Here is a 26944-nt window from a genome sequence, read left to right on the forward strand (position 1 = left end):
GGCCGCGGGGAAGGGCCGGTTCCGTCCATGTGACGGCCGGTCCTTTTTCGTGTGTCTTGTGCGGGCCGCTACGCCCGAGTAGTTAACACATAGCCGGATTGCTCCCCGGGGAGCCGGGGGAAGGCTCATCCGGTACGCACGCGAGCACGCCCCCGATCGCATCCGTTCCGTCCACCCGAGTGAACGCGGACTGGAGCCGACATGCCCGCACCCGGCCAGCCACCTGCCGAGCAGTTACAAATTAGACACACACCGCGCATTTCACGCCTTCGTGCTCGACCCGCCCTGTCCGCACAGCCCCCAGGTGATGTTGTGAACTCGCTCATTGGCCGTATCCCCGTCCTGGACGTACGCCCGCTCGTCGACTGCGGCAGACGGCCCGCGAAAGCGGTGGCGGGTGAGACCTTCGAGGTCACCGCCACCGTGTTCCGCGAGGGCCATGACGCGGTCGCCGCCAATGTGGTGCTGCGCGACCCGAAGGGCCGCCCGGGCCCCTTCACCCCGATGCGGGAACTCGCCCCGGGCACCGACCGCTGGGGGGCCTTCGTCACCCCGGAGACCGAGGGCGACTGGACGTACACGGTCGAGGCGTGGAGCGACCCCGTCGCCACCTGGCACCACCACGCCGGAATCAAGATCCCGGCCGGCGCGGACACCGAACTCGTCCTCGCCGAGGGCGCCGCGCTGTACGAGCGCGCGGCGGCCGGCGTCCCCAAGAAGGACGGCCGGGAGTCCGTCCTCGCCGTCGCGGACGCCCTGCGCGACACCGACCGCTCCCCCGCCGACCGGCTCGCCGCCGCCCGTTCGGCCGCGGCGGCCGCGGCACTCGGCCGCCACCCGCTGCGCGAACTGGTCAGCTCCTCGGCCGGACTGCCGCTGCGGGTGGAGCGCCGGCGCGCCCTGTACGGCTCCTGGTACGAGCTGTTCCCGCGCTCCGAGGGCGCGGTCGTCGAGGAGGGCGCACCGCCCGTCTCCGGCACCTTCCGCACCGCCGCCGAGCGCCTGCCCGCCGTCGCGGCCATGGGCTTCGACGTGGTGTACCTGCCGCCGATCCACCCCATCGGCACCACCCACCGCAAGGGCCGGAACAACTCCCTGACCGCCGGGCCCGAGGACGTCGGCGTACCCTGGGCGATCGGCTCGGCCGACGGCGGCCACGACGCCGTCCACCCGGATCTCGGCACCCTCGCCGACTTCGACCACTTCGTGCGCGCCGCGCGCTCGCTGCGCATGGAGGTCGCGCTCGACTTCGCCCTCCAGTGCTCCCCGGACCACCCCTGGGTGAAGGAACACCCGGAGTGGTTCCACCACCGGGCCGACGGCACCATCGCGTACGCGGAGAACCCGCCGAAGAAGTACCAGGACATCTACCCGATCGCCTTCGACGCCGACATGCCCGGGCTGGTCGCGGAGACCGTACGGATCCTGCGCTTCTGGATGGACCGCGGGGTGCGCGTCTTCCGCGTCGACAACCCGCACACCAAGCCGGTGGTGTTCTGGGAGCGGGTGATCGGGGAGATCAACGCCGCCGACCCGGACGTCCTCTTCCTGGCGGAGGCGTTCACCCGCCCGGCGATGATGCGCACCCTGGCCGCCGTCGGCTTCCAGCAGTCGTACACCTACTTCACCTGGCGGAACACCAAGCACGAACTGACCGAGTACGTCACGGAGCTGGCCGGGGACTCCGCCTCCGTCATGCGGCCCAACTTCTTCGTGAACACCCCGGACATCCTGCACGCCTACCTCCAGAACGGCGGCCGCCCGGCCTTCGAGACCCGGGCCGTCCTCGCGGCGACCCTCTCCCCGTCCTGGGGCGTCTACGCGGGCTACGAGCTGTGCGAGAACACCGCCGTGCGGCCCGGCAGCGAGGAGTACCTCGGCTCGGAGAAGTACGAACTGCGGCCCCGTGACTGGGAGTCGGCCGAACGCGAGGGCCGCACCATCACCCCGCTGATCACCCGGCTGAACCGGCTGCGGCGCCGCCACCCCGCGCTCCAGCAGCTGCGCGACATCCACTTCCACCACGCCGACAACGACGCGGTGATCGCCTACTCCAAGCGGTCCGGAACGGATGTCGTGCTCGTCGTGGCGAACCTCGACCCCCACCACACCCAGGAGGCGACGGTCTCGTTGGACATGCCGAGACTCGGGTTCGAAGAACACGAGACCGTACCGGTGCGCGACGAGCTCACCGGCGAGACCTATCACTGGGGCAGGGCCACCTATGTGCGCCTGGAACCGGGTGTCACGCCCGCGCACATCGTCACCCTGCGACCCACCCCGCAGACCGGAGGGTCACCCACATCATGATCGTCAACGAGCCCGTCCCCGACACCTTCGAGGACACCCCCGCCCGCGACCGCGACCCCGACTGGTTCAAGCGGGCCGTCTTCTACGAGGTCCTGGTCCGCTCCTTCCAGGACAGCAACGGCGACGGCATCGGCGACCTGAAGGGCATCACCGCCAAGCTGGACTATCTGCAGTGGCTGGGCGTGGACTGCCTGTGGCTGCCGCCCTTCTTCAAGTCCCCGCTGCGCGACGGCGGTTACGACGTCGCCGACTACACCTCGGTGCTCCCGGAGTTCGGCGACCTGGCCGACTTCGTGGAGTTCGTCGACGCGGCGCACCAGCGCGGCATGCGCGTCATCATCGACTTCGTCATGAACCACACGAGCGACCAGCACGAGTGGTTCCAGCAGTCCCGCAGCGACCCGGACGGGCCCTACGGCGACTACTACGTCTGGGCGAACGACGACAAGCAGTACCAGGACGCCCGCATCATCTTCGTGGACACCGAGTCGTCCAACTGGACCTTCGACCCGGTACGCAAGCAGTACTACTGGCACCGGTTCTTCTCCCACCAGCCCGACCTCAACTACGAGAACCCGGCGGTGCAGGAGGAGATCATCTCCGCCCTGCGGTTCTGGCTGGACCTCGGCATCGACGGCTTCCGGCTCGACGCGGTCCCGTACCTCTACCAGGAGGAGGGGACCAACTGCGAGAACCTGCCGCGCACCCACTCGTTCCTGAAGCGGGTCCGCAAGGAGATCGACGCCCACTACCCGGACACGGTCCTGCTGGCCGAGGCGAACCAGTGGCCCGAGGACGTCGTCGACTACTTCGGCGACTACCCGTCCGGCGGCGACGAGTGCCACATGGCGTTCCACTTCCCGGTCATGCCGCGCATCTTCATGGCGGTGCGCCGCGAGTCCCGCTACCCGGTCTCCGAGATCCTGGCCAAGACCCCGGCCATCCCGCAGAACTGCCAGTGGGGCATCTTCCTGCGCAACCACGACGAGCTGACCCTCGAGATGGTCACGGACGAAGAACGCGACTACATGTACGCGGAGTACGCCAAGGACCCGCGGATGCGGGCCAACATCGGCATCCGCAGGCGGCTCGCCCCACTGCTCGACAACGACCGCAACCAGATCGAGCTGTTCACCGCCCTGCTGCTCTCCCTGCCCGGCTCCCCGATCCTCTACTACGGGGACGAGATCGGCATGGGCGACAACATCTGGCTGGGCGACCGGGACGCGGTGCGCACCCCGATGCAGTGGACGCCCGACCGGAACGCCGGGTTCTCCTCCAGCGACCCGGGCCGGCTCTATCTGCCGACGATCATGGACCCGGTCTACGGCTACCAGGTCACCAATGTCGAGGCGTCGATGTCCTCGCCGTCGTCGCTGCTGCACTGGACCCGCCGGATGATCGAGATCCGCAAGCAGAATCCGGCCTTCGGTCTCGGCTCCTACACGGAACTGCCCTCGTCCAACCCGGCGGTGCTGGCCTTTCTGCGCGAGTACCAGGACGACCTGGTGCTCTGCGTGCACAACTTCTCGCGGTTCGCGCAGCCGACCGAGCTGGATCTGCGCACCTTCGCCGGGCGCCACCCGGTGGAGCTGATCGGCGGGGTCCGTTTCCCCGCGATCGGCCAGTGGCCGTATCTGCTCACCCTCGCCGGGCACGGCTTCTACTGGTTCCGCCTGCGCAAGGACGCCGCGCCCGGCCTGCCGCCGGGCACGGCGACGGGCGACGCGCGGGGCACGGGCGGCACGGGGGCGGCACCGGCCTGACCGTCCGTCGGGAGCGGGGGCGCCGATCGTCCGAAAGGCGCCCTTGCTCCGGCGGGGCGGTTTCCGTCGCCCCGCACCGGGCACTCTCCACCTCATCCCCGCGCGCCGCCGGACAGCAACCGCTGCAATCCGGGACACTTTGCGCATTCGTGGTGTACCCGGGGAAAGGACGCGATGCCCATGTCGGAGGCTGCATCGATCCAGGCTCCGCTCGCTCTGCTTCCCTCCCTCGCACCGCTGCTGCGCCCCTGGCTGCCCCAGCAGAGGTGGTTCGCGGGGAAGGGCTCCGCCCTCACCGGCTTCACCCTCGTCTCGGCCACCGAACTCCTGCCCGCCCGCGGCCCGGGACCGGGCCTGCTGCACCTGCTCGTCGGGGTCCGGCAGCCGGACCAGCCCGCCGGATCCACCGGCGACTGCTACCAACTCCTCGTCGGGACACGGAAAACCCTGCCGCCCGCTCTGGCGCACGCCCTCATCGGGCGGGTCGGCGGGGGCCCGCTGGACGGGCTCACCCTCTACGAGGGGACCCACGACCCCCGGCTCGCGGCCCTCCTGCTGGAGCGGCTGCGCACCCCGGGCACCCTCGGCCCCCTGCATTTCGAGCGCTTCGACGGGGCGCCGGCCGTCCCCGGCGGGCTGGCGCCGAGACCGCTGGGCGCGGAGCAGTCCAACTCCTCGCTGGTGTACGGCGACACGTACATCCTCAAGGTCTTCCGCCGCCTCCACCCCGGGCGCAACCCGGACCTGGAACTGCCGCTCGCGCTGGCCCGCGCCGGATGCGAGCGGGTGCCCGCCCCGGTCGCCTGGTACCGGGCCGCCACGCCGGAACCTTTCACCCTGGGGGTGCTCCAGCCGTTCCTGCGCGGGTCCCGGGACGGCTGGGTCCTCGCCCTGGAAGCCCTGGCCTCGGGCGACTCCTTCCGGACCGAGGCGCGTGAACTGGGCGGTGTCACCGCCGAGGTGCACACCGCGCTCGCCGACGCGCTGCCGGTGGTCAAGCTGAGCGGCGGTCAGGCGGAGCAGCTCGCCGCGCAGATGGCGTCCCGGCTGGAGGCGGCGGCCCGCACGGTGCCGGCCCTCCAGCCGTACGCACCCCGGCTGCGGACCGCGTTCGACGCCGTGGCCGCCCTGGGGCGGCGCGGCCGGATCTGGGCCGCGCAGCGGGTGCACGGGGACCTGCACCTCGGCCAGATACTGCGCGGCCCCCGCGAGACGCCCTGGTCGGTCATCGACTTCGAGGGCGAACCGACCCGCCCGCTGACCGAGCGGGCCCGCCCCCAGCCCGCCGTCCGCGACGTCGCCGGAATGCTCCGCTCCTTCGACTACGCGGCCCGTACCCACCGCCCCTGGAACCCGGCCTGGGCCCAGGCGTGCCGCGACGCGTACTGCGCGGGTTACGCGCGGACCTCCGGCGCCGACCCGCGCGAAGAGCCGGAGCTGCTGCGCGCGTACGAGACCGACAAGGCGGTGTACGAGGCGGTGTACGAGGCCCGGCACCGTCCGGACTGGCTGCCGGTTCCGATGGCGGCCATCGAGCGGCTGGCGTCGCTCGACTGACCCGTCTGTTTCCCGGACCCCGACCCGCCCCCGAACGCCCCGCAACTCGCGCCCCAGGAGGCCGAACCGTGACCCCCCGTCGCACTCCCCCGTCCCGCGGCACGTCCGACCCCACCGCCCCGCAGCCGCCCACGCCCGACCCCGCCCCGGGCCCCGCGGAGCCGGCGGACACCACCCAGGCGGGCCGGGACCCGGAGGGCACCCCGCGCCCCGCACCCCGCAAGCCCGCCCGCCGCACCCGCAAGGCGGCGGACGGGGGCGCGGGGGCGTCCGCGCCGGCGGCGGCCCCGCCCGCCACTCCGGCCGGCGAGACGAAACCCCGCTCCGGGCGGACCCGGAAGGGGTCCGGTACGACCGCGGCCGGGCAGACAGCGCTGCCGGAGGCGGAGGCGGCCCCGGCCGAGCCCGCCGGGCAGGGCGCGAAGCGGGCCGGCGAAGCCGTCACCGCGCAGGCGGCCGACGCCGGGCAGGGGCACGGCCCGGTCGCGGCACGCCGCACCGTCTCCGACCCGGCGGACGCGCCTGACGTCGCCCCCGGCGCGGGCCGGACCTCCCGGCGGACCCGGAAGCGGTCCGGCGCAGCCGTTGACGCGCAGGACGGCGCGCGGGACGCGACCGCGTCGGCGAGCAGCACCGTACCCGGCCCCGCCGACGAGGCGGTCGTGCCGCCCGCCGCCCCGGAGGAGCACGCGCTCGGCGCGGGCGCGGGGCGGGCCGCCGAGGTGCCCACGCAGGCGCAGCCCGCCGCGGAGGAGACCGCGGCCCTCGCCGCGAGCGCGGGTACCGGGCCGGCGCGCAAGGCGACCCGGCCCGCACCGGCCCGCCCGGCCGAGACGGGCGTCGGGGCCGGATCGGCGACCGGTACGACCGCGCGTACCGAGGCCGGCGCCGCCCGCGCCGCCACGTCCACCGCATCCGGCGGTGCGCCGAGCGCCCCCGCCGCCACGCCCCCCGCATCCGGCGGCGGTTCCGTGCCCGGCGGCACCGGCGGCACGGGACGCACCGGACGCACCGGCGGCGGACGCAAGCCCGCCGCCGCTCCCCGGCCCCGCGGCCTCCGCGCCGCCGGCCCCCTGAGTCACGAGGACCGCGGGCGGCTGCTCGGCGGCTCGCACCACGACCCGCACGGGCTGCTCGGCGCCCACCTGGTGCGCGGCGGCGTCCAGATCCGCGTCCTGCGCCCGTACGCGACGGGGGTCACGATCCTCGCCAAGGGGCTGCGCACCGAGCTGAACGCCGAGGGCGACGGCCTGTTCTCGGGCGTACTGCCGCTCCGCGCCGTCCCGGAGTACCGGCTGCTGGTCGCCTACCCGGACCACCCGGACGGATTCGAGACCGAGGACCCGTACCGCTTCCTGCCCGCGCTCGGCGATCTGGACCTGCATCTGATCGGCGAGGGACGGCACGAGGAGCTGTGGCGCGCGCTCGGCTCGCACCCCATGACGCACCAGGGCGTCACCGGCACCCGTTTCACCGTCTGGGCCCCCGACGCCCGCGGCGTACGCGTGGTCGGCGACTTCAACTACTGGGACGGCACCGGCTTCCCGATGCGCTCGCTCGGCGCGACGGGTGTGTGGGAGCTGTTCGTGCCGGGCGTCGGGGACGGCGCGCTGTACAAGTTCGAGATCGCCCGCCCCGACGGCTCGCACACCGTCCGCGCGGACCCGATGGCCCGCCGTACCGAGGTCCCCCCGGCCAACGCCTCGGTCGTCACCGTCTCCCACCACGAGTGGCGGGACCAGGACTGGATGGCCCGGCGTGCCGAACGTCCCGTCCACGAAGCCCCGTTCTCCGTCTACGAGGTGCACCTCCCCTCCTGGCGGCCCGGTCTGACCTACCGCCAGCTCGCCGAACAGCTCCCCCGCTACGTCAGTGACCTCGGCTTCACCCACGTGGAGTTCATGCCGGTCGCCGAGCACCCCTTCGGCGGCTCCTGGGGCTACCAGGTCACCGGCTTCTACGCGCCGACCTCCCGGATGGGCACCCCGGACGACTTCCGCCACCTGGTGGACAGCCTGCACCGCGCGGGCATCGGCGTTCTCGTCGACTGGGTGCCGGCCCACTTCCCGCGCGACGACTGGGCGCTCGCCGAGTTCGACGGCCGGCCGCTGTACGAGCACGCCGACCCGCAGCGCGCGGCCCACCCGGACTGGGGGACCCTGGAGTTCGACTACGGCCGCAAGGAGGTACGGAACTTCCTGGTCGCCAACGCCACGTACTGGTGCGAGGAGTTCCACATCGACGGCCTGCGGGTGGACGCCGTCGCCTCGATGCTCTATCTGGACTACTCGCGCGAGGACGGCCAGTGGTCGCCCAACGAGTTCGGCGGCCGGGAGAACCTGGACGCGGTCTCGTTCCTCCAGGAGATGAACGCCACCGTCTACCGGCGCAACCCCGGTGTGGTCACCATCGCCGAGGAGTCCACCGCCTGGGACGGGGTGACCCGGGCCACCCACCACGGCGGTCTCGGCTTCGGCCTGAAGTGGAACATGGGCTGGATGCACGACTCCCTCGGCTATGTGGAGCACGAGCCCGTGCACCGGCGCTTCCACCACAACGAGATGACCTTCTCCATGGTGTACGCCTACAGCGAGAACTACGTACTGCCGATCTCGCACGACGAGGTGGTGCACGGCAAGCGCGCCCTGGTGAGCAAGATGCCCGGCGACTGGTGGCAGCAGCGCGCCAACCACCGCGCCTACCTGGGCTTCATGTGGGCCCACCCCGGCAAGCAACTCCTGTTTATGGGACAGGAGTTCGCCCAGGGCGCCGAGTGGTCCGAGGGCCACGGCCCCGACTGGTGGCTGCTGGACCCGTCGTACGCGGCGGAGCCGGACCACCGGGGTGTGCGGGACCTGGTGCGGGAGCTGAACACGGTCTACGGCGCCACTCCCGCGCTGTGGGAGCAGGACACCGTGCCGGACGGCTTCGCCTGGGTGGACGGCGGGGCGGCCGAGGACAACGTCTTCAGCTTCCTCCGCTTCGACCGCGCGGGCGCCCCGCTGCTGGCGGTCACCAACTTCTCGCCGGTCGTGCGGCACGACTACCGGCTGGGGGTGCCGCCGTCGGTGCCGGTGTGGACGGAGGTCCTCAACACGGACGAGGAGCGCTTCGGCGGGTCGGGGGTGCTGAACGCGGACCCGGTGAAGGCCGAGCCGGTGGAGGCGCACGGCCGGCGGACCTCGGTTGCCCTGACCCTGCCACCGCTGGCGACGGTCTGGCTGCGGCCGGCCTGAGCCGTCGCGGACGGGGGTGGGGCCGGAACACATGTGTTCCGGCCCCACCCCCGTCTCGGGCCTTCCCCTGTCCCGGGCCTTCCCCTGTCCCGGTTGCACCCCTGTCGCGGTCTCACCCCCCGTCCCGGTCTCACCGTCGTCCCGGTCTCACCCCTGGGTGCGCACCACACCGAGCCGCTGCGTGGCCCTGGTGTATGCCACATAGAGGTCGTTCACACCCTGCGCCGAGCCGGTGCGGATCAGCTCCGGCTCCACGACGATCACGGTGTCGAACTCCAGCCCCTTGGCCCCCTTCGGGTCGAGCAGCACCACGGACCGGGTGAGGTCCGGCTCCTCGCCCGCGGTCACCTCCGGCAGTTCGGCGGCCAGCTCCGGATGGAGGGCGGCGGGCGCGATCACCGCGGTCCGCCCCTGCCCCTGCCCCTGCCCAGGCCCCTCGACCGCACCCGGCGCGGCCGCCTTCCGGGCCGCCCCGGCCACCGTGCGGGCCAGCTCCCCCGGCGCCACGGTCCGCTCCCACGGCTCGGTGCCGGTCGAGCGCACGGACCGCGGCGGCTCGAAGTCCGGGTCCGTCTCCCGCCGCACCCGGGCGGCCAGGTCCATGATCTCGCTGGGGGTGCGGTAGTTGACGCCCAGCCGGGTGTGCTCCCAGCGGTCCTCCACATACGGTCCGAGGATCGCCTCCCAGGACCCGCAGCCCGCCTCGTCCCCGGTCTGCGCCGGGTCCCCGACCAGGGTCATGGAGCGGGTCGGGCAGCGGCGCATCAGCAGCCGCCAGGCCATCGGGGACAGTTCCTGCGCCTCGTCGACGATGATGTGCCCGAAGGCCCAGGTCCGGTCGGCGGCTGCGCGTTCGGCAGCCGAGCGGTGGTCGGCCTCCTCGTGGCGTTCGGCCATCCGCTCGGCGTCGATGACGTCGTGCGCGGCGAGGACCTCGGACTCCTCGTCCTCGAACTCATAGGTCTCCGAGCCGTGGGAGAGCTCCAGCACGCCCTGGGCGTAGGCGATCCGGTCCTGGCGTTCGGCCTCGGCGGCGGCGCGGGCCGCGCTGTCGTCGTGGCCGAGGAGTTCGGCCGCCTCGTCGAGGAGGGGCACGTCGGCGGGCGTCCACGCGCCGCCGGTGCGGCGCACCGCGTCGGCGTCGGCGGGCGGCAGATAGGGGTCCGGGTCGGCGAGCAGGTCGGCGACGAGGCGCTGCGGGGTGAGCGGCGGCCACAGTTCGTCGATCGCGGCGTGCACGGTGTCGCTGGTGGCGATCTCCTTGCCGAGCTGGGCGACGTCGTCGGGCCCGAGGAGGTTCCCGCCGCCGTAGGGGTCGGCGCCCAGGCGGTCGGTGAGCTGTTCGGTGAGGGCGTCGATGATCCGGAAGGCGAAGTGGGGGCGGGCCAGGTTGTGCGGCAGCCCGGTTGCCCGGGCGCGGTCGCGCGCCTCGTGGGCCATCTCGCGGTGCAGCAGGAGGGTGCCGTAGTCCTCGTGGTCGATCTCCAGGGCGGGTTCGGGGAGTTCGCCGCTCTCCTCGCCCGTGCCGGCGGGGAGGGTCTCGGGGAGGGTCTGCCGGTCGGCGACGGCGCGGGCGAGGACGTCCGCCATCGCGGCCCCGCCCTTGACGGCGGCGGCGCGCGGCGTGTCGGCGCCACGGGCGCGCACACCGGGGAACAGCTCGCCGGGGGTGGCGAGCAGCACCCCCGTCTCGCCGAGGGAGGGCAGCACCTCGCCGATGTAGCCGAGGAAGGCCGGGTTGGGGCCGACGATCAGCACCGCGCGGCGGGCGAGCTGTTCCCGGTCCGCGTAGAGGAGATAGGCGGCCCGGTGCAGGGCGACGGCGGTCTTCCCGGTACCGGGGCCGCCCTCGACGACCAGGACGCCGTGGCGGGGCGCGCGGATGATCCGGTCCTGCTCGGCCTGGATGGTGCGCACGATGTCGGCCATCCGCCCGGTGCGGGCGGCGCCGAGGGCGGCGAGCAGCACCTCGTCGGCGTCGTGCGACTCGTGCCCGGTGCGGGTGGTGTCGGCGAGGTCCAGGATCTCGTCGTGCAGCGCGGTGACGGTCCGGTCCCTGGTGGTGAGGTGCCGGCGGCGGCTCAGCCCCATCGTCTCGTATCCGGTGGCGAGGTAAAAGGGACGGGCGACGGGGGCCCGCCAGTCGATCAGGAGAGGCGTGCGGCTTTCGTCGTCGGCGCGCATTCCGATTCGGCCGATGTGATGCCGGGCACCGCCCCGGTGATCGATCCTGCCGAAACAGAGACCGTTCTCGACCGCGTACAGCGCGGCGAGCCGGCCGCTGTACTCGGCGACCCCGACATCGCGCTCGATCCGGGCCTGCCGACCGGTGGTGACCTGGCCCATCGTCGCGGAGACGGCGTGCTCGGCCTGCTCCCGGAGAGCGTCGAGACGCTCGTAGAGCCGGGCGACGAATTGCTGCTCGTCCCGCAATTCCTCGTTTGACAATTCAGCTCCTGACGCGATATGGTGCCACCAGTGAATAACTTCCCCATCGCCGACCGGACATTGAGTCCGGACAGAGGCAAACAATCAATATACGCAATCCCGCCCCCCGCCCGTCAATTCGGTCGGGGTTTTTTCGTGCCCCGCGCCCCTCCGGGCCCGGCGCCCGTCCGGACCGTCCGGGACGTCGACCGCCGGCCTCCCTCCGCCCGGCGCCCCCGTCCGCCGGCCCGGTCCGCTGTCAGTGGGGCCTCCTACTGTGTGGAGCAGTGGGAACGGGCAGCGCAGGACTGCCGGTTCGGTCCTGGGGGAGAGGTCTGCCATGTCTCGCACGACGACGTATCTGGAGCTGTCGCAGGACGGCGGGGGCGCGCACAAGTTCTACGAGGTGACCGTGGAGGGGACGGTCGTCTCGGTGCGCTACGGGCGCATCGGCGCCGCCGGGCAGCTCCAGACGTCGTCGTTCCCGACCGCACAGAAGGCGCAGGCCGCGGCGGCGAAGAAGATAGGGGAGAAGGTCCGCAAGGGGTACGCGCCCGCGGTCCAGGGGCAGCGCGCCGCCCGCGCGGTGACCCGCCGCCAGGTCGCCTCCGCCCCGTCCACCGCGCGTTCCACCGCGCCGGTGCTGTGGCGGTTCCGCACCGGCTCGGCCGCCTTCGGCATCCACATCGACGAGGACCGCTGCTGGGTGGGCAACCAGGCCGGGGACGTGTACACCCTCAGCCACGGCGGCGAGGTGCTGGCCCGGTACTCGCTGCCGGACGGCGTCAAGTGCCTGGTCGCGGACGACTTCTGGATCTACGCGGGCTGCGACGACGGCAAGGTGTACGACCTGTCGTCCAAGCTCCCCTTCGCCGCCTACGACATCGCCGCCGACGTGGACATCTTCTGGCTGGACATCCGGGAGGGCGTGCTCACCGTCTCCGACGCCGACGGCGGGCTGACCGTCATCGACCACGAGGACGAGTACCAGTGGGCCCGCCGGTCCGCGGGGAACCAGGCGTGGATGGTGCGCGCCGACGAACGCGCGGTCTACCACGGGCACTCGCGCGGTGTGACGGCCTACGCCCCGGACGGCGGCGGCGAGTTGTGGCACACGGCCACCGCCGGCGGGGTGCTCTTCGGCTGGCAGGAGGACCACGCGGTCTACGCGGGGACCGCCCGCCACGTCGTCCAGCGGCTCTCCAAGGCGAGTGGCGCGGTCGAGGCGACGTACCGCTGCGACGCCGCGGTGTACTCCTGCGCCACCTCCGCCGACGGCCGCCATGTGTTCGCGGGTGACTCCTCGTCCTCCGTGTACTGCTTCGCCGCCGACGGCACCCGGCTGTGGAAGCTGGGCACGGGCGGGGGCTCGGCGCTGTCGATGCAGTTCCGGGACGAGAAGCTGTACATGGTCACCACGGACGGCTCACTGGTCTGCGTGGACGCGAGCGAGACCGCCGTCGCGGCCGCCCAGCAGGGCACCGTCCCGGTCGCCCGGGACGTCAAGTCCGCCGCCGCGCTGCCGACGTACACCCCGGCCGCGTCCGCCGCGGCGGTGGCCGTGGTCAGCGAGGCGCCGGCGGGCGGGGTGGTGGTCGAGTGCGTCCAGGCGGGCAGCCGGATGCGGGTCCATGTGGTGTCCGAGGGCTACGACCGCTCGTGGAACGTGCAGTTCCCCCGCGGCATCCGGGAGCCCGGCGCCCGCTATGTGGTCGACGCGCTGCACGCCGCGGAGTCCGGCTTCTACCGGGTGCGCGGGGAGATACGCCGACTGGTCTGAGGCCGCCGGACGGACGCCGGGGCCCGCTCGTCCCGCGACCCGTCCGGGTGACCGCGGCGGGCCCCGGGGCGGCCGGGCACGGGGGCGTCGGCCGAACGCCCTCGGGCCTTCCGTGGCCATGGCCGTGGCCGTGGCCCACGGTCGGCCGGGTCGGGGGGTCGTGCCGGGGGGCGGGGCGGGGGCCGTACCGGGGTGCGCCCGGCACGGCCCCGCCGTCCCGGCTCAGACCTTGACCGGCTCGCGCTCGTCGTCGCGCGGCTGCGGCAGCTCCGATGCCTCGTCCTCGCGCGTCGCGGGCCCGTGGTCGTCCACCAGGGTCCGCTCGTCGAAGGGCACCGTGCCCGCGAGGACCTGCGCGGCCCGCTCCTTGTCGATCTCCTTGGTCCAGGTGCCGACCAGCACGGTCGCCACCGCGTTGCCCGCGAAGTTCGTCAGGGCGCGCGCCTCGCTCATGAAGCGGTCGATGCCGACGATCAGGCCCACGCCGTCCACCAGCTCGGGCCGGTGCGACTGGAGCCCGCCCGCCAGGGTCGCCAGGCCCGCGCCGGTGACCCCGGCCGCACCCTTGGAGGCGATGATCATGAAGACCAGCAGCGAGATCTGCTCCCCCGCGGTCAGCGGGTCGCCCGTCGCGTTGGCGATGAAGAGGGAGGCCATCGTCAGGTAGATCGCGGTGCCGTCCAGGTTGAAGGAGTAGCCCGTCGGCACGGTGATGCCCACCACCGGCTTGCTGACGCCCATGTGCTCCATCTTCGCGATCAGCCGCGGCAGGGCCGACTCCGAGGAGGAGGTGGAGACGATCAGCAGGAACTCCCGGCCCAGGTACTTCAGCAGCGAGAGCAGGTTGATCCCGGCCACCAGCCGCAGCAGCAGCCCGAGGACCACGAAGACGAAGAGCGCGCAGGTGACGTAGAAGCCGATCATGATGACCGCGAGCGACTTCAGCGCGTCCAGGCCGGTCTCGCCGACCACCGCCGCGATCGCGCCGAACGCACCGACCGGGGCCGCCCACATGATCATGCCGAGGATGCGGAAGACCAGGCGCTGGATGTGGCCGATGCCCCGCAGGATCGGCTCGCCGGCCGAGCCCATCGCCTGGAGCGCGAAGCCCGCGAACAGCGCGACCAGCAGCGTCTGGAGGACCTCGCCCTCGGTGAAGGCGGAGACCAGTGTGGTCGGGATGATGCCCAGCAGGAAGTCCGTGGTGCTCTCGCCCGCGCCCTCCGCCTGCTTGGCGCCCGCCTCACGCGCGGCCTCGGTCAGGTGCAGGCCGGAGCCGGGCTCCAGCAGGTTGCCGACGAGCAGGCCGATGGCCAGGGCGACGGTCGACATGACGAGGAAGTAGCCGAGGGCGAGACCGCCCACCGCGCCGACCTTCGCCGCCTTCCGTACCGAGCCGATGCCCAGCACGATCGTGCAGAAGATGATGGGCGAGATCATCATCTTGATCAGGTTCACGAAGCCGGTACCGATCGGCTTCAGCTCGACGGCGACCCCCGGGGCGGCGAACCCCACGGCGATGCCGAGCACCACCGCAGCGATGACTGCGATGTACAGATAGTGGGTACGGTCCCGCCTGCCGGTCCCAGTGGCCACGGGTGCCTCCTCGTTCGTTGCGCGTCCATGTCCCGATGGATGCCCGTGACTATCCACGACCCTGTGACCCCGGTCACCGTTGCGTTCGTTTCGTTCACACAAAAGCGCGGAACCCCGGTGGACCGGCCCGGATGGTGGCGGACCGTGGCGGACCGGTCGCGTCCACGGGATTCCGGCGGACGAATCCGGCCAGGCAGACTGGCCCGCATGCGCCCACCCCTCCCCCGCAGCCTCGCGGGCCAGCTCTTCGCGATGCAGGTCGTGCTGGTCGCCGCGATCGTCGCGGGCTGTGCGCTGTTCGCCTACCTCACGGACCAGGCCCAGGCCGAGGAGTCGGCCCGGCTCCAGACCACGTCCACGGCCGTCGCCGCCGCACGCTCGCCCTCGGTCGTCGAGGCCGCCCGCTCGGACGACCCCTCGGCGGCTCTCCAGCCGTACGCGGAGTCGCTGCGCGAGGGGGCCTCCATGGACTTCGTCGTGATCATGGACCCGCGCGGCCGGCGCTGGACCCATCCGCAGCCGGACCGGATAGGTCAGACCTACCTCGGACACATCGGGCCGGCGCTGCGGGGCGAGGTGTTCAGCGAGCAGTACGAGGGCACCCTCGGGCTCTCCGTGCGCACGGTCGCGCCCGTGCGGGACGGCGCGGACGGGCCGATCGTCGGCATCGTCAGCGCCGGCATCACGGTGAAGGCGATCACCGCGCAGGTGCGGGAGCAGGTCACCGCCCTGCTCGTGGTCGCGGGCGGGGCCCTGGCCCTCGGCGGCCTGGGCACCTATGTGATCAACGCCCGGCTGCGCCGCCACACCCATGGGATGAACGCCGCCGAGCTGGGCCGGATGCACGACTACCACCAGGCCGCGCTGCACGCCGTCCGCGAGGGGCTGGTCATGCTGGACGGCGCCCGGCGGATCGCGCTGGCCAACGACGGGGCACGGGAACTCCTCGGCCTCGGCGAGGACGCGGTCGGCCGCCCGGTGGCCGGCCTGGGGCTGCCCGCGCCGCTCACGGGGGCGCTGCTGGCGTCCGAGCCGCGGGTGGACGAGGTGCATCTGACGGCGGACCGCGTGGTCGTGGTCAACACCCGGCCGGTCGTCGGCGGCGAGCAGCGCGGCACGGTCGTCACCCTGCGGGACCACACCGAACTCCAGTCCCTCTCCGGTGAGCTGGACTCGGAGCGCGGCTTCACCCAGGCCCTGCGCTCCCAGGCGCACGAGGCGGCCAACCGGCTGCACACGGTGGTGTCCCTGATCGAGCTGGGGCGGGTCGAGGAGGCGGTGGAGTTCGCCACGGCGGAGCTGGAACTCGCCCAGGTGCTGACCGACCGGGTGGTGGGGGCGGTGGCCGAGCCCGTCCTCGCGGCGCTGCTGCTGGGCAAGGCGGCGCAGGCGAACGAGCGGGGCGTGGAGCTGGTCCTCGCGGAGGAGAGCGGCATCGACGACCCGGTCCTGCCGGCCTCCCTGCCGCCGCGCGACCTGGTGACGATCCTCGGCAACCTGATCGACAACGCGGTGGACGCGGCGAGCGGGACGCCGGTGGGCCCGGCGGACGCGCCGGGCACCGGCGGTGCTCCGACCGACCTGCCCGACCCGGCGCACCGGGCACCCACGGCGGAGGGAGCCTCTGCGGCGGAGGAGGCCGCCCCTGCGGCGGAGGGCCCCGCCCCCGGCCCGTCCAGGCCGCCCGGCAGGTCCGGGGCGTCCACGGCGCCCGGCACGTCCAGGCCGCCCGGCGCGTCCGTGCCGTCCCTGCCCTCCGCCCGGCCGGCCGCCGACGACGACGTGGCCGCGCTGCGGGTCGCCCCGCCCCCGCCCGGCGGCGCCCGGTCCCGGGCCCGGGTCACCGTCACCCTGCGCGCCGAGGGCGACGAGCTGCTGCTCCGTGTCGCGGACAGCGGGCCCGGCGTCGACCCGGACCGCGCCGAGGACGTCTTCCGGCGCGGCTGGTCCACCCACGGCCCCGGCCGGGGCATCGGGCTGGCTCTCGTGCGGCAGGCGGTGCGCCGGGGGCACGGGAGCGTCACACTGGGCCGTGGCCCGGACGGCGGCGCCGAGTTCACCGTGCGCCTGCCGCTGACCAGGGCCGACGCATCCGGTCCGGCCAGCCCCGTGGAGAGCCGCGCATGACCATCCGAGTCCTCGTCGTGGAGGACGACCCCGTCGCGGCGGACGCGCACGCGCTCTACGTGGGCCGGGTCGCCGGCTTCTCCGTCGTCGGCACCGTCCACTCGCGGGCGGCGGCCGTGCGCACCCTGGAGCGTGCGGACGTGGACCTGCTGCTGCTCGACCTGTACCTGCCGGACGGCCACGGCCTCCAGCTGGTCCGCTCGCTGCGCGCGGCCGGGCACTCGGCCGATGTGATCGCCGTGACCTCGGCCCGTGATCTGGCGGTGGTCCGCGAGGGCGTGTCCCTCGGGGTGGTGCAGTACGTCCTCAAGCCGTTCACCTTCGCGACCCTGCGGGACCGCCTGGACCGGTACGCGGAGTTCCGGGCGGCCGCCGGGGAGGCAAGCGGCCAGGACGAGGTGGACCGCGCCCTGTCCGCCCTGCGGGCGCCGCGTGCGGAGAGCGCCCTCCCCAAGGGTCTGAGCGCACCGACCCTGGAAGCCGTGACCCGGACCCTGCGGGAGTCGGCGGAGGGGCTGACCGCGACCGAGGCGGCCGGCTCGGTGGGCATCTCCCGGATCACGGCCCGCCGTTATCTGGAGCACCTGGTGACGGCGGGCCGGGCGGTGCGGGCGCCGCAGTACGGGCAGGTCGGGCGGCCGGAACTCCACTACCGCTGGCTCAGCTCACGCCGCTGACCCCCGGGCGCGCGCGGAGGACCGCCCGGTCCGGCTGCCGCCCGGCCGCCGGCAGGCCACCCGCGTCCGGCCCGCACCCCATTGGTCGGAGCGTTCCGCCCGAATCCGGCGAATGATCACTTCATATGTTTCTCCGAAGGGTGACTCCGGAGGAACGCACCGTAGTCGCCGCCCCCTCCGCGCGCCTACGGTGACCCGCGTGCAGCCCAGCCCTTCCCCGCCCTTCAACGCCCTGGCCGCGCGCCGTCTGCGCGAAGCCCTCGGCATGGCCCCGGTCCACGTCGCCTACGGTCTGCGTGCGCAGTACGGCCTCCCCGCCACCCCGGAGACCGTCGTGGCGTGGGAGCGGGGGGTGAGCACGCCCGACACCCGTGAGCTGACCGCGCTCGCGGGCGTCCTGTGGTGCTCCCCCGCCGAACTCCTCGCCGCCGCGACGACCTTGCGCGAGCACCGCATCGCCCGGGGCTGGACCCGTGAGGACTTCGCCCGGCGGGTGGGCCTGGACGCCTCCTCGTACGGGCGGATGGAGGACACCGGCCGCTGGCGGGGCAACGAGCGCCAGACCGCCGCCCTCGCCGAGGCCCTCCAGCTCACCCCGCGCGCCCTGATGGCGGCGACCGGACGGGACGAGCAGCTCGCCGAACTGCTGCGCTCGGCGGTCGCGGCGCGCTGGCAGGCGTACGTCCGGCCGGTGTCCCGGATGGTGCCCCTGGGCCGGGAGACGGTGGAGCAGGTTCTCCAGCGTCTGCACGCGGACTACCAGTCGCGCATGGTGGCCACCCTGAGCTGGGGCGACGCCACCGAGGACACCGGCGGGGCGGGCCGCGACCTGCTGGACCGGATCGTGGACCACTTCTGGTCCCTGGCCGAGGGCCGTCCGGGCCCGACCTGAAGCGGCCCGAACCGGATCCGGCCCAGGTCCTTCCCGAACACGCCTGAACCGTCCCGACCCGAACCGGCCGGGGCCTGCGAGGCCCGACCTGAACCGTTCCGATCTGAACCGTGCCGACCTGACCCGTTCCGGACCCGCCCGGCGAGACCCGGAGAAACCGGAACGCGCGACGGCCGCTAGAAGACGGACTCCGCCTCGTACATCCGGTCCTCCGGCACGGTCTTGAGCCGGGTCACCGCCTCCGCCAGCGGCACCATCACGATGTCCGTGCCGCGCAGGGCCGTCATCATCCCGAACTCGCCCCGGTGCGCGGCCTCCACCGCGTGCCAGCCGAAGCGGGTCGCGAGGACCCGGTCGTACGCGGTCGGCGTGCCGCCGCGCTGGACATGGCCGAGGATGACCGGCTTCGCCTCCTTGCCGAGGCGCTGCTCCAGCTCGGCGGCGAGCCGGTTGCCGATGCCCTGGAAGCGCTCGTGCCCGAACTGGTCGATCTCGCCCTTGGCGTACTCCATGGAGCCCTCGGCCGGGTGGGCGCCCTCGGCGACGCAGACCACGGCGAACTTCTTGCCGCGCGCGAAGCGTTCCTCGACCATCTTGACCAGGTCGTCGACCTGGAAGGGCCGTTCCGGCAGGCAGATGCCGTGGGCGCCGCCCGCCATCCCGGACTCCAGGGCGATCCAGCCCGCGTGCCGGCCCATGACCTCCACCACCATCACCCGCTGGTGGGACTCGGCGGTGGTCTTGAGCCGGTCGATCGCCTCGGTGGCGACCATGACGGCCGTGTCGAAGCCGAAGGTGCGGTCGGTGGAGGAGATGTCGTTGTCGATGGTCTTCGGCACCCCGACGACCGGGAGTCCGGCCTCGGCGAGGATGCGGGAGGCGGTCAGGGTGCCCTCGCCGCCGATGGGGATGAGGGCGTCGATGCCGTGGCGCTGCGCCAACTCGGCCGCGTTCTCGGCGGCTTCGCGCAGCCGGCCGCGCTCGAGGCGGGTGGAGCCGAGGATGGTGCCGCCGCGGGCCAGGATGCCGCCCACGGCGTTGAGGTCGAGGGGGCGGTAGTGGCCGTCGAGCAGCCCTCTGAACCCGTCCTCGAAGCCGATGACCTCGTCGCCGTGACCGGTCAGCGCGCGGTGCACGACCGAGCGGATGACCGCGTTCAGACCCGGGCAGTCGCCGCCCGCGGTGAGGACTCCGATGCGCATCGTGCCGTCTCTCCTGCCCGTCGCCGAACGTGTGAGCTCGGGTCCGATTGTCCCACGGCCGAGGCGGGCACCGCGCTTCCTGAGCCACCGGCGGAACCCCGCGGACCCCTCCGCTCCCGGCCCCCTCCCGGCGGGCGTCCTACCCATCCGCGAGGGTACTGTCAAGAGGGCGGCACCGCTCCGGGCGGGTTTCTCCTGCCCTCTCCCGGCCCTCCGGGCTTCCTCCGGGTCCTTCCGGGCAGCGGTCCGCCGGGACCGCGACGGCACACCACAACCACGCCACACCACTGCACAGGTGAAGCGACACAGGAACGGGAGAGCACGCGTGACGCGCAGCGTTTACGTGACCGGGATCGACCGGGGCGACGGTCGGCAGGTGGTCGAACTGGGGGTCATGGAGCTCCTGACCCGGCAGGTGGACCGGGTGGGAGTGTTCCGCCCGCTGGTCCACGACGGCCCGGACCGCCTCTTCGAGCTGCTGCGGGCCCGCTACCGGCTCTCCCAGGACCCGGCCACGGTCTACGGCCTGGACTACGACGAGGCAGGCGCCCTCCAGGCCGAGAAGGGCACCGACGAGCTGGTCTCCCGTCTGGTGGAACGGTTCCTCGCGGTCGCCCGGGAGTACGAGGTCGTCCTCGTCCTCGGCACGGACTACGCGGGCACCCAGCTCCCCGACGAGCTGGCGCTCAACGCACGGCTGGCGAACGAGTTCGGCGCCTCGCTCATCGCGGTCGTCGGCGGCAAGGTCCAGCCCCCGCAGTCGGTGCGCGCCGAGACCCGCAACGCCTTCCGCGCCTACGCGGGCCTGGGCTGCAACGTCCTCGCCATGGTCGCCAACCGGGTGAACCCCCAGGAGCGCGACGGCATAGCCGAGCGGCTCGCGGCCCGCCTCCCCGTCCCCGTCTACGTCCTCCCCGACGAGCCCGCCCTCGCCGCCCCCACGGTCGCCCAGATCACCCACGCCCTCGGCGGCACGGTTCTGCTCGGCGACGACTCGGGGCTCGCCCGGGACGCCCTGGACTTCGTCTTCGGCGGCGCGATGCTACCCAGCTTCCTGCCCGCTCTGACTCCCGGCTGCATGGTGGTCACCCCCGGCGACCGGGCCGACCTGGTCATCGGGGCCCTCGCCGCGCACTCGGCCGGCACCCCGCCCATCGCGGGTCTGCTGCTGACCCTGGACGAGCGCCCCAGCGACGAGGTCCTGACCCTGGCGGCCCGTCTCGCCCCCGGCACCCCGGTCGTCTCCGTGACCGGCACCAGCTTCCCGACGGCGGCCGAACTCTTCTCCCTCGAAGGCAAGTTGAACGCCACCACGCCCCGCAAGGCGGAGACCGCCCTCGGGGTCTTCGAGCGACATGTCGACACGACCGACCTGCTGGCCCGGCTCGCGGTGGCCCGCAGCGGCCGGGTGACGCCGATGATGTTCGAGCACGACCTGCTGGAGCAGGCCCGCGCGGAGCGCCGCCGGGTAGTCCTGCCCGAGGGCACCGAGGAGCGGGTGCTGCGCGCGGCCGATGTGCTGGTGCGCCGGGACGTGTGCGACCTGACCCTCCTCGGAGACACCGAGCAGATCCGCAAGAAGGCCGCCGACCTGGGCGTCGACCTGTCCGCCGCGCAGCTCGTCGACCCCGCCGCCTCCGAGCTGCGCCAGCGCTTCGCCGAGCGGTACGCGGAGCTGCGCAAGCACCGGGGCGTGACGGTGGAGCTGGCGTACGACGTGGTCTCGGACGTCAACTACTTCGGCACCCTGATGGTGCAGGAGGGCCTGGCGGACGGGATGGTGTCCGGCTCGGTCCACTCCACGGCGGCCACGATCCGCCCGGCCTTCGAGATCATCAAGACCAAGCCGGAGGCGTCGATCGTCTCCTCGGTCTTCTTCATGTGCCTGGCCGACCGGGTGCTCGTGTACGGCGACTGCGCGGTCAACCCGGACCCGGACGCCGAGCAGCTCGCGGACATCGCGATCCAGTCGGCGGCGACGGCCGCCCGCTTCGGTGTGGAGCCCCGGATCGCGATGCTCTCCTACTCCACGGGCACCTCCGGCTCCGGCGCGGACGTGGACAAGGTGCGCGAGGCGACCAAGCTGGTGCGCGAGGCGCGGCCGGACCTCCTGATCGAGGGGCCGATCCAGTACGACGCGGCGGTGGAGCCGTCGGTGGCGGCGACGAAGCTGCCCGGCTCGGAGGTGGCCGGCCGGGCGACGGTGCTGATCTTCCCGGACCTCAACACCGGCAACAACACGTACAAGGCGGTGCAGCGTTCGGCCGGCGCGGTCGCCGTGGGCCCGGTCCTCCAGGGTCTGCGCAAGCCCGTCAACGACCTGTCGCGGGGCGCGCTCGTCAGCGACATCGTCAACACCGTCGCGATCACCGCGATCCAGGCCCAGTACCCCGCCCGGTCCGCCCGGGCCGTGCCGCCGTCCGCCCCTTCCGCGTCGCCGTCCGCCCCCTCCGCGTCGCCGTCCGCCCAGGAGCCCACCGCATGACCGCCACCCGTGTCCTCGTCCTCAACTCCGGTTCCTCCTCGCTGAAGTACCAGCTGCTCGACATGCGGGACTCCTCGCGGCTGGCCGTCGGCCTGGTGGAGCGGATCGGGGAGGCGACCTCGCGTCTGGTGCACCGGCCGCTCTCCGGCGGTGGCGCGGAGCCCCGGGAGCGTTCCGGCGCGATCGCCGACCACGACGCGGCGCTGAAGGCGGTGGCCGAGGAGCTGACGCACGACGGCCTCGGCCTGGACTCCCCCGAACTGGCCGCGATCGGGCACCGGGTGGTGCACGGCGGGCTGCGGTTCACCGCCCCCACCGTCCTGAGCGAGGAGGTGCTGGCGGAGATCGAGCGGCTGGTCCCGCTCGCGCCCCTGCACAACCCGGCGAACCTGACGGGCATCCGCACCGCGCAGGCGCTGCGCCCCGGACTGCCGCAGGTCGCGGTCTTCGACACGGCGTTCCACACCACGATCCCTCAGGCGGCGGCGCGGTACGCGATCGACGTGGAGACGGCCGACGCGCACCGCATCCGCCGCTACGGTTTCCACGGGACCTCGCACGCGTACGTCTCCCGCGAGACGGCGGCCCTGCTGGGCAAGGACCCCTCCGAGGTCAACGTCATCGTGCTGCATCTCGGCAACGGCGCCTCGGCCTCGGCGGTGCGCGGCGGCCGCTGTGTGGAGACCTCCATGGGACTGACCCCCTTGGAAGGTCTGGTGATGGGTACGCGCTCCGGTGACGTCGACCCGGCGGTCACCTTCCACCTCAGGCGGGTGGCGGGGATGTCGGCCGACGAGATCGACGTGCTGCTGAACAAGAAGAGCGGACTCGTCGGCCTGTGCGGCGACAACGACATGCGGGAGATCCGCCGCCGGATCGACGAGGGCGACGACCGGGCGGCCCTCGCGTTCGACGTCTACGTGCACCGGCTGAAGAAGTACATCGGCGCCTACTACGCGGTCCTCGGCCGGGTGGACGCGCTGGTGTTCACCGCCGGGGTCGGCGAGAACGCGGCGCCGGTGCGGGCGGCCGCGGTGGCCGGCCTGGAGGAACTCGGCATCGCGGTGGACGCGGAGCTGAACGAGGTCCGCTCCGGCGGGGCGCGGCTGATCTCGCCGGAGCACGCGCGGGTGGCCGTGGCCGTGGTGCCCACGGACGAGGAACTGGAGATCGCCCGGCAGACCTTTGCCCTGGTGGACCCGGAGACCGCCGCGCATTCCGGGAAGGAATCCGGACCGGAGCCAAGGACCGGAGAAGTGAACGCCTGAGCACCCCTCCGCCCATTTGTACATTCCACCAGACGGAATATTCCACTGGGAAACAAACCGATAGGATCCGCCTTATGCGCCGTTCCAAAATCGTTTGCACACTGGGCCCCGCCGTCGACTCCTACGAGCAGCTCAAAGCGCTCATCGAGGCCGGCATGAACGTGGCCCGTTTCAACATGAGCCACGGGACCCACGCTGAGCACGAGGAGCGGTACCACCGCGTGCGCCAGGCGGCCGAGGACACCGGCCGCGCGGTGGGCGTGCTGGCCGACCTCCAGGGCCCCAAGATCCGCCTGGAGACCTTCGCGGAGGGTCCGGTCGAACTGGTCCGCGGCGACGAGTTCACCATCACCACCGAGGACGTCCCCGGCGACAAGTCGGTCTGCGGCACCACGTACAAAGGCCTGCCGGGCGATGTGTCCAAGGGCGACCAGGTCCTGATCAACGACGGCAACGTCGAGCTGCGCGTGGTCGAGGTCGAGGGCCCGCGGGTGAAGACGATCGTCGTCGAGGGCGGTGTCGTCTCCGACCACAAGGGCATCAACCTGCCCGGCGCGGCGGTCAACGTCCCGGCCCTGTCCGGGAAGGACGTCGAGGACCTGCGCTTCGCGCTGAACATGGGCTGCGACATGGTCGCCCTGTCCTTCGTCCGCAACGCCGACGACGTCCGGGACGTCCACAAGGTGATGGACGAGGTCGGCCGCCGGGTGCCGGTCATCGCCAAGGTGGAGAAGCCGCAGGCCGTCGAGAACATGCAGGACGTCGTGATGGCGTTCGACGGGGTGATGGTGGCCCGCGGCGACCTGGCCGTGGAGTACCCGCTGGAGCGGGTCCCGATGGTCCAGAAGCGGCTCATTGAGCTGTGCCGGCGGAACGCCAAGCCGGTGATCGTGGCGACCCAGATGATGGAGTCGATGATCACCAACTCCCGCCCCACCCGCGCCGAGGCGTCCGACGTCGCCAACGCGATCCTGGACGGCGCGGACGCGGTGATGCTCTCGGCCGAGTCCTCGGTCGGCGCGTACCCGATCGAGACGGTCAAGACGATGTCGAAGATCGTGACCGCGGCGGAGGAGGAGCTGCTCTCCAAGGGCCTCCAGCCGCTCGTCCCGGGCAAGAAGCCGCGCACCCAGGGCGGTTCGGTCGCCCGTGCGGCCTGCGAGATCGCGGACTTCCTGGACGGCAAGGCGCTGATCGCGTTCACCAAGTCCGGTGACACCGCCCGCCGGCTCTCGCGCTACCGGGTCCAGCAGCCGATCCTCGCCTTCACCACCGAGACCGAGACCCGCAACCAGCTCACCCTGAGCTGGGGCGTCGAGTCCTTCGTGGTGCCCCACGTCGACAACACGGACGCCATGGTCGACCTGGTGGACGCGGAGCTGCTGAAGCTCCAGCGCTACAACCCGGGCGACACCATGATCATCACGGCCGGCTCCCCGCCCGGCGTCCCCGGCACCACCAACATGGTCCGGGTCCACCACCTGGGCGGCGAGAAGGGCTGACACCGGCCCGCCGCACCCGGGGGGCGGACCCGCTCCGGCGGGGCCGCCTCCGTGCGCCGGCGGACAACGCGAAGGCCGTGGGCCGCACCCCCCTGAACGGGTGCGGCCCACGGCCTCTTTCGCGGCTCCCGGTGGTCCTCGCGGCTGTCTTTGGTCCTCGCGGCTCCCGGCGGCCCCGTGCTCCGGGATCAGTTCCCGGGGCGGGCCAGGTAGTTGTGCAGGCCGGGGATCTTCAGTGTGCCGCCGAACTGGCCGGCCTGCTTGACCGTGACGTCGGTGAACATCGCGAAGGGGACGTTCAGCGGCGGCGGGGTCTCGGGGCTGAAGGTGATCGGGATGATGCCGAAGAGGTTGCCCTTCAGCCGCTCGGTGTACATGGTCACCGTGCCGTTGCGGATGGTCGAGGTCGAGCCCGACCGTGCCTTGACATGGCCCTGGGTGCCGTCCGGGCCGACGGTGATCTGGTGCAGGTCCCGGATGTCCACGCCGGAGGCGGTGAACTTCAGGACCTTCTTGATCGTACCGCTGCTGGTCCTGACCTCGACGATGCCGTGGTAGTCCAGCCCGGTGAGGGTGAGCATCGAACTCTCCAGCACCCACGGCTCGTCCGGCAGCAGCGGGATGCCCGGCTCGCCCTCGGCGGCCGCGAGGGCCTCCGGGTCGGGGGTGGGGCAGGGGAAGCGCGGCTTGGCGCCGTCGGGGATGTCCTCGTCCGGCCGGGCCTGAAGGCCCTTGGCGTCCTCGTCCAGCTCCTCCACGGCGGCGCCGGCCTTGTCGGCCGCGTCACGGATGGCGCGCTCGGTCCGGTCGGCCGGGGTCTCCGGCTTCTCGGAGGGCTGCTCGGCGGGCTCCTCGGAAGGCTTGGCCGACGGCTTCCGGGAGGGCTGCTCGGCGGGCTCGTCCGCCGGGGTGTCCGCGGGCTCGGCGGCCGGCTTCTGCGCGGGCTGCTCCGCCGGCTCGGTGCTCTGCGCCGGGTCGGAGGTCTGCTCCTCGTCCTTGTCCGGGTCGAAGAGGTCCTTGAGCTTCTCGCCCAGGCCCAGCGGGTCCAGCGGGTGGCGGGACTCGCCCGGCTCGGGAGCGGGGTCCTGGCCGGCCTCGTCGCCCTCGCCCGTATCGCCGGCGCCCTTGTCCTTGTCCTGCTGAGCACCCGCGGACGGGGTCCCGGACGGCTTCGGCTCCCCGTCCCGGCCGTCGTCCGCCTCGGTGCCGGAGGTCGCGCTCGGCGAGGGCTCCGGCGCCGGACTCCCGTCGGCCGAGGGGGACTCGGAGGGCTTCGCCGACTCGGTGGGCTCCGGGGACTCCTCCTCCACGGGCTCGTCCGAGCGGGTCACGCACGGGCCGGGCGCGAAGGGGATGTCCTTCTCGTCGGCGAGGGCCGCCTTCGGGGTGAGGCCCATGCCCACGAACACGGCGGTGGGCATCGCGGCCAGCGCGAACGCCTTGCCGGCCGGCCGCTGGAGCCTGGTCAGCAGGGACTTGCGCGGAGCGGCGTGGCGCGGCCCCCGCCGCTCCCGGGCGTCACCGCCCTCAGCCGTGACCGGCTGTATCTCGTCACCCCGCACTGTTCCTCCCGCCGTCGGCGTGGGCAGTCGTCTCGGTCACGTTCGTGTCGTACGGCTCGTCGGCGCGCTGCGCCGGTACGGGCGGCTCGGCCGGCTCGTAGGCGGCGGCAGGGCGCGGTGCGGCGGTGTCCTCGTCCGCCGGGGCGGCCGACTCGGCGGGCGCCCAGGAGACGGACAGCGCGCCGCCGATCATCGCGAAGAGGAAGCCCACGAGGAAGCCGCCGATGTTGGACACCGGGAGCGAGATCAGGGCGAGGACGATCGCGGCGACGCCCGCGAACACCCGCACCACGGCCTGGAACCACATGGTGAGGCCGAGCGTGACGAGCAGGACGCCGATGATGAGCGACCCGGCGCCGGCCGTGGTGGCCATGGCGATCGTCATGTTGCCGACGCGGAGGTCGGCGTACGGGAGGTAGGCGATCGGCAGGCCGCCGATCATGGTGAAGAGGCCCGCCCAGAACGGCCGCTGTCCGCGCCAGGTACGAAAGCCCCGCCGGAAGACGCGGAGGAAGTGCTCGTTCCGCTGAGGTGCTGCGGAAGTCTCGGCGCTCATG

At 73.0% G+C, this 26944-nt stretch carries 16 protein-coding genes; 11 read left to right on the forward strand and 5 right to left on the reverse strand.

Going from position 1 to position 26944, the window contains the following annotated elements:
• Positions 1 to 312: 312 nt before the first annotated feature.
• The 4 genes from C593_RS0100500 (at position 313) to glgB (ending at position 8869) form a co-directional block, all read left to right on the forward strand.
• Complete coding sequence (locus C593_RS0100500; protein WP_018845342.1) at positions 313 to 2310, forward strand: alpha-1,4-glucan--maltose-1-phosphate maltosyltransferase; 1998 nt, start codon at positions 313 to 315, stop codon at positions 2308 to 2310.
• Positions 2307 to 4076: a maltose alpha-D-glucosyltransferase gene (treS, locus tag C593_RS0100505; RefSeq protein ID WP_018845343.1), complete on the forward strand. Its 1770-nt coding sequence runs from the start codon at positions 2307 to 2309 to the stop codon at positions 4074 to 4076. Before C593_RS0100500 ends, treS begins: the two co-directional genes overlap by 4 nt.
• A 180-nt stretch (positions 4077 to 4256) precedes the next feature.
• Positions 4257 to 5633, forward strand: coding sequence for a maltokinase N-terminal cap-like domain-containing protein (locus C593_RS0100510; protein WP_018845344.1), 1377 nt, complete (start codon positions 4257 to 4259; stop codon positions 5631 to 5633).
• Positions 5634 to 6706: 1073 nt separating this feature from the next.
• On the forward strand, positions 6707 to 8869 hold the full coding sequence (gene glgB / locus C593_RS0100515; RefSeq protein WP_026277221.1) for a 1,4-alpha-glucan branching enzyme: 2163 nt from the start codon (positions 6707 to 6709) through the stop codon (positions 8867 to 8869).
• A 147-nt stretch (positions 8870 to 9016) separates the two neighbouring features.
• Here the strand turns inward: glgB and C593_RS0100520 are convergent, their stop codons facing one another.
• The gene (locus C593_RS0100520; protein WP_018845346.1) at positions 9017 to 11302 is read right to left on the reverse strand and encodes an ATP-binding domain-containing protein; all 2286 of its coding nucleotides are present in this window, start codon (positions 11300 to 11302) and stop codon (positions 9017 to 9019) included.
• A gap of 334 nt (positions 11303 to 11636) precedes the next feature.
• Here C593_RS0100520 and C593_RS0100525 point away from each other — a divergent pair, with 334 nt between their 5' ends.
• On the forward strand, positions 11637 to 13076 hold the full coding sequence (locus tag C593_RS0100525) for a WGR domain-containing protein (protein WP_018845347.1): 1440 nt from the start codon (positions 11637 to 11639) through the stop codon (positions 13074 to 13076).
• 222 nt (positions 13077 to 13298) lie between these two features.
• On the opposite strand, the gene C593_RS0100530 is transcribed toward C593_RS0100525, so the two are convergent.
• Positions 13299 to 14672, reverse strand: coding sequence for a C4-dicarboxylate transporter DctA (locus tag C593_RS0100530; RefSeq protein ID WP_018845348.1), 1374 nt, complete (start codon positions 14670 to 14672; stop codon positions 13299 to 13301).
• 207 nt (positions 14673 to 14879) lie between these two features.
• Between C593_RS0100530 and C593_RS0100535 the strand changes: the two genes are divergently transcribed.
• From C593_RS0100535 to C593_RS0100545, 3 genes are all read left to right on the forward strand, one after another.
• A complete protein-coding gene (locus tag C593_RS0100535; RefSeq protein WP_018845349.1) occupies positions 14880 to 16799 on the forward strand; it encodes an ATP-binding protein in 1920 nt (639 codons plus the stop codon).
• Positions 16796 to 17476 carry a response regulator gene (locus tag C593_RS0100540; RefSeq protein ID WP_018845350.1) on the forward strand — a complete coding sequence of 227 codons (681 nt, stop codon included), beginning with the start codon at positions 16796 to 16798 and terminating at the stop codon, positions 17474 to 17476. Before C593_RS0100535 ends, C593_RS0100540 begins: the two co-directional genes overlap by 4 nt.
• A 199-nt stretch (positions 17477 to 17675) precedes the next feature.
• Positions 17676 to 18368, forward strand: a complete 693-nt coding sequence (locus C593_RS0100545; RefSeq protein ID WP_018845351.1) for a helix-turn-helix domain-containing protein — start codon at positions 17676 to 17678, stop codon at positions 18366 to 18368.
• 176 nt (positions 18369 to 18544) lie between these two features.
• Here C593_RS0100545 and C593_RS0100550 read toward each other — a convergent pair whose 3' ends face one another.
• Positions 18545 to 19570, reverse strand: coding sequence for an ATP-dependent 6-phosphofructokinase (locus tag C593_RS0100550; RefSeq protein ID WP_018845352.1), 1026 nt, complete (start codon positions 19568 to 19570; stop codon positions 18545 to 18547).
• A 325-nt stretch (positions 19571 to 19895) separates the two neighbouring features.
• On the opposite strand from C593_RS0100550, the gene pta reads away from it, so the two are divergent.
• The 3 genes from pta to pyk all read left to right on the forward strand — a co-directional run bounded on the left by pta (position 19896) and on the right by pyk (position 24825).
• Positions 19896 to 22055 (forward strand): phosphate acetyltransferase, encoded by a 2160-nt coding sequence (gene pta, locus C593_RS28535; RefSeq protein ID WP_051093565.1) that lies wholly within the window; start codon positions 19896 to 19898, stop codon positions 22053 to 22055.
• Complete coding sequence (locus tag C593_RS0100560) at positions 22052 to 23323, forward strand: acetate kinase (protein WP_018845354.1); 1272 nt, start codon at positions 22052 to 22054, stop codon at positions 23321 to 23323. The genes pta and C593_RS0100560 overlap by 4 nt, the downstream gene beginning before the upstream one ends.
• Before the next feature lie 74 nt (positions 23324 to 23397).
• Entirely contained in the window at positions 23398 to 24825 is a 1428-nt protein-coding gene (pyk, locus tag C593_RS0100565) for a pyruvate kinase (RefSeq protein ID WP_018845355.1), read from the forward strand.
• A 188-nt stretch (positions 24826 to 25013) separates the two neighbouring features.
• Here pyk and C593_RS0100570 read toward each other — a convergent pair whose 3' ends face one another.
• Both C593_RS0100570 and C593_RS0100575 read right to left on the reverse strand, forming a co-directional pair.
• Entirely contained in the window at positions 25014 to 26387 is a 1374-nt protein-coding gene (locus tag C593_RS0100570; RefSeq protein ID WP_018845356.1) for a hypothetical protein, read from the reverse strand.
• Positions 26377 to 26943, reverse strand: coding sequence for a DUF6114 domain-containing protein (locus C593_RS0100575; RefSeq protein ID WP_018845357.1), 567 nt, complete (start codon positions 26941 to 26943; stop codon positions 26377 to 26379). Before C593_RS0100575 ends, C593_RS0100570 begins: the two co-directional genes overlap by 11 nt.
• Position 26944: the final 1 nt, after the last annotated feature.

This window comes from Streptomyces sp. CNT372, assembly GCF_000377145.1.

Coding starts and splice junctions, on each gene's coding strand:
- C593_RS0100540 (WP_018845350.1), top strand. CDS start 16,796: ATGACCATCCGAGTCCTCGTCGTGGAGGACGACCCCGTCGCGGCGGAC.
- C593_RS0100510 (WP_018845344.1), top strand. CDS start 4,257: ATGTCGGAGGCTGCATCGATCCAGGCTCCGCTCGCTCTGCTTCCCTCC.
- C593_RS0100525 (WP_018845347.1), top strand. CDS start 11,637: ATGTCTCGCACGACGACGTATCTGGAGCTGTCGCAGGACGGCGGGGGC.
- treS (WP_018845343.1), top strand. CDS start 2,307: ATGATCGTCAACGAGCCCGTCCCCGACACCTTCGAGGACACCCCCGCC.
- pyk (WP_018845355.1), top strand. CDS start 23,398: ATGCGCCGTTCCAAAATCGTTTGCACACTGGGCCCCGCCGTCGACTCC.
- C593_RS0100560 (WP_018845354.1), top strand. CDS start 22,052: ATGACCGCCACCCGTGTCCTCGTCCTCAACTCCGGTTCCTCCTCGCTG.
- C593_RS0100535 (WP_018845349.1), top strand. CDS start 14,880: ATGCGCCCACCCCTCCCCCGCAGCCTCGCGGGCCAGCTCTTCGCGATG.
- C593_RS0100575 (WP_018845357.1), bottom strand. CDS start 26,943: ATGAGCGCCGAGACTTCCGCAGCACCTCAGCGGAACGAGCACTTCCTC.
- C593_RS0100550 (WP_018845352.1), bottom strand. CDS start 19,570: ATGCGCATCGGAGTCCTCACCGCGGGCGGCGACTGCCCGGGTCTGAAC.